This window comes from Paenibacillus sp. 1A_MP2 (genome assembly GCF_052244825.1).
GTDB classification, from domain to species: domain Bacteria; phylum Bacillota; class Bacilli; order Paenibacillales; family Paenibacillaceae; genus Paenibacillus; species Paenibacillus vandeheii.
This window is the reverse complement of record NZ_JBQQCS010000004.1, coordinates 1-3,191: the sequence shown is the minus strand read 5'-3', so window position 1 is coordinate 3,191 and position 3,191 is coordinate 1. Positions and strand designations below refer to the sequence as shown.

2 protein-coding genes are annotated in these 3,191 nt (G+C 48.2%); both read left to right on the top strand.

Annotated features, from left to right (window positions below; all coding sequences use genetic code 11):
• Nucleotides 1–444: OmpL47-type beta-barrel domain-containing protein (locus ACTWJ7_RS34670; protein ID WP_443146533.1), on the top strand; the 444-nt coding region annotated here is incomplete at its 5' end.
• Nucleotides 445–511: 67 nt separating this feature from the next.
• A partial coding sequence (locus ACTWJ7_RS34665) for a fibronectin type III domain-containing protein (protein ID WP_443146532.1) occupies nt 512–3,191 on the top strand: 2,680 nt, incomplete at its 3' end.

Genomic DNA, 3,191 nt, shown 5'->3' with positions numbered 1-3,191 from the left:
AGCGGTGTGGCCAATAGCCAAATTAAAGTGGGAACAGGGAACTGGACGACTTATACAGGTCCTGTAGAAGTCGATGTTGAGGGCATTACTGATGTGTGGGGCCGGACAATCGATATTGCTGGCAATGTTAGCGTAGAAGCGCATGCACAGGTATTTATTGACCGAACAGCACCAACAGCACCCATTCACACTGTCACAGATACATCCTGGTCCAATCAAGACGTATCTTTCGAGTTGGGTGGCAGCCAGGATGCAACCGACGTGACGTATGAATATAAGATCGATAATGGATCGTACATTACCGGCGATCGTGGAACACTGACGGACTCAGGTGAATATATAATCACTGCTCGAGCGGTGGATGCCGTTGGACTTACGAGTCCGGAAATCGAATTTACCATCCGGATAGACAAAGAACAGCCGGAAGTGGTATCTGGCACCTAATGGCCAAACTTGGTCTAAACAAGGAGCGAATGTCCAAATTACGGCTAGTGATCGTTTATCTGGAGTGGTGGATCCAATCTACTATGAGGTGAGTCAGGACGCCACACCAAGCGGTTCATGGCAGACACTGCCTAGCAATGGCCAAGTGACCTTGAATGATGGAGAAGGGACTTGGTATGTTCATACTCAAGTTACTGACCATGCAGGTAATGTGGGAACACATACATCAAATCCATATCAGCTGCAGGAAGTACCAAATGCTCCTACATTGGATGCGACTGCGCTGAGTGCGTCCGAAGTAAGGCTGCAATGGAGCCTACCAAGCAATCGGTATACGGACGGGTACACATATACAGTCAGAAACATGAACACAGGTAAGGAAACAACACTGGAGTATCCGGCAAATGAATATGTAGATCAAAACCTGGCAGGCGGCGAAAATTATGCTTACCAGTTGACAGTAAACAATCATGTGGGATCAGCAGAAGCTCGCACGGAAGTGCTGACATATCCGGACAGCCCATCAGTAAGTATTAAACCTGTCTTCCGGACACCGGGTGAGATGAATGTGACGATTGATCCAGTCCCAAGTGCGACGGAATACAGATTGGTACTGACTGATAATCTGGGACAAACCCATCAAGATATTACTATATCCGAGACACAGCATATGTTAACTGGTTTAGCTCCTGGTAGTCTGTACACCGTACAGATATCAGCACTGAATAGTAGTGGTGCAAGTGTAGCGACGAGCACCGGCTTTTTAACCCTGCCGGCTACTCCAACAGGATTTACAGCAGTAGAAATTAAGGAGGATAGCATTACAACTGAGTGGCAAAGCGTAACCACAGCCACATACTATGATTTATATCGAGACGATGCTCTGGTATTTAACGGCAGAGATCAAGATCTCAGCTATGAGGATGCTGGACTTGAATCAGGTACAGCGTATGCATATACAATTGCTGCTGGCAATGAGACGGGCGAGGGAGATGTATCAGACCCTTTGAACGTACTGACGCTACCGCAACAAGATAAATCCTTAAGCTTGAGTAGCTATAGCATTACAGGATTTACAGCCCAATGGGATGGTGTGCAGAGTGCACATACGTACGAACTGCAGGTATTTGATCTTAACGGATTGTCTGTAGCACATTACCAGGGCCCGAATCTGCAGTATACCGTTACTGGCCTGACAGCGGGCACGGAGTATACCGTATCACTGGTGGCGATTAATGACACCGGTCAAGGCAAGGCCCAAGTGATTCGAACAGTAACGTTACCAGAGCAAGTTGGATCAATTCAAGTGAGTGGCATTGAAGAACTTCAAGCTGAAGTACAATTAAGCGCAGTCACAGGAGCGACCTTCTACAAGATTGAATTGCATGATGGTACTCAGTTTATCACCTCTGACTTACATTACGTGATGCAGCAGCTGAAGGGCAGCACGGTGTATACAGGTACCGTGCAAGGAGGAAACAGTTCGGGCTTGGGAGCACCACTTACCTTTGAATTTATGACCAAACCAGCACGGCCATCGATGCTGCAGGTTCAGAAGGTAGGCGAAAAGGAGCTGGTACTGAGCTGGACTGCAGATACAACGGCTGAACGGTATTGGGTGACGGATGAGCAAGGAAATCGCGTAGAAGTACTAGAACCGTCCATCCGGATATCCGATTTACAGCCAGGTACCGAGTATCGTTTTACCGTCGCGGCGGAAAACGGAACTGGCATGGGTAAAGCATCTGAGATCGTGTGGAGCACAAAAACGGAGGCACCGGAATTGCTACAGGTGGATGCAGATTACACTGAGGCTGCTCTGGCATGGACAGAGCCACAGGGATCCATTCGGTACTTGCTGAAAGATGAGGCTAATGGGTATGTGTACTACAACGGACCGCAGGCAGCTGCACAATTAACTCAGCTGCAAGTTGGCCATGCGTATGATTTAACGTTGTACGCCATCAATAAGACGGGTGATGCATCTGAAGGAGTTCAGGTACAGCTCGTTACCAAAGCAGAGTTGAGTGAAGCTAATGCGAGAATCACCGATGTAAAGTCCGGATCCGTTACGATTGAGCTGAAGACCGTTGGACAAGCTATCCAGGAATACGTGATCTTACGTGATGGACAGGAAATCGCTAAGGTGGACGCAGGTAGCGGGGAAGTAATCTACAAGGATACGGATCTGCAACCAGGAACGGCATATGAATACGAAATTAAGCCAATAAACCAGGGCGGCGAAGGCCAAGGAATCAAATTGACCACAACAACGGCCACGGATCCAGTTTCGGTAGAGGATTTGGAAGTAGAGACCGGGAACGACTGGGCAGAAATCCGATTCCCGGAAGTCGACCACGCTAACGAATATGTAGTGATCGATGAGGAAGGAACGGAGTTGTGGCGTGGAGATACGCTGCCGATCCGAATCGATGGTTTGGAACCAGGAACGTCTTATCCAGTGCATATCGTCGTGGAGAATAGCGAAGGTATTCCATCGGAGAGCGTGCCTGTAGAGCTGTGGACGTTGCCACTAGCTCCAAGTAACATCACGGCGACAAGCACAACACAGACCGTGACACTAGATTTTAAACAGGTAGACACGAAAGGCATTACGTACCTGGTTATCTATCGTAACGGCAAAGAAATTGGCCGAGTAAAAGCGGGACAAACCCAATTTATAGAAACCGGTTTAGATCCAGCAACCTCGTATGAGTACCAAATTAAGGCCCTGAATCCAGGAGGGA